The sequence below is a fragment of the Natronococcus sp. genome (assembly GCF_047921035.1).
Classification (GTDB): Archaea; Halobacteriota; Halobacteria; order Halobacteriales; family Natrialbaceae; genus Natronococcus.
In genome coordinates this window covers 1-573 of sequence record NZ_JBLRWX010000257.1, presented here as the reverse complement: position 1 = coordinate 573, position 573 = coordinate 1, and the positions used below count along the sequence as shown (strand labels likewise).

The 573-nt window shown below is 67.2% G+C and carries 1 pseudogene; it reads right to left on the bottom strand.

What is annotated here, in order from left to right:
• Positions 1-102: 102 nt before the first annotated feature.
• Positions 103-573: pseudogene (locus ACNA7R_RS20580) on the bottom strand (deacylase); the annotation flags it as partial.

Sequence of the window (573 nt, the reverse complement as noted above, 5' to 3'; positions counted from 1 at the left end):
GGGTGTCGAGAACGCCGACGGCCAGGGGGACGACCAGCAGACAGAACGCGACGACCGTCGCCGGTCCGAGCAGGACCCGAACCGCAAAGTCGCGATACTCGTTCATGCGATCCGCTCGAGGCCGTAGCGCTCGAGCAGCCGTTCCGTGATTTCGGTCGTCCAGCGCACCTGCGTCGCCGAATCGAGCATGAAATCCGTGAGTTCGACGAGGAAGCCGGGTCGCTCGAGGTCGCCGCCGACCTTGTGGATCAACAGCGGGTTCGACCCGGTCTGCGTGTTCCCCATCGTGAACCGGTGGGGAAGCATGAGCCGCGGGACGTGCTCGTCGTTCATGTGCTCGATCACCGCCCTGGCGTCGGCGGGGGCGTCGCCCGCTCCCGTCGGAAAGATCGCCTGTCCGACCCACCGGTCGTGGGTGTTGTAGATCCCTCGAGAGCGGTGCAGGTCGAGCACGACGTCCGGATCGTAGCGTTCGACCTCCGCCCACAGCGCTCGCGCGAGTTCGGTCGTCGGCTCCTCCCCGGAGGGGAACTTCCGGATCAGGTCTCCCTCCGGGCCGACGCGGGTGTTTCG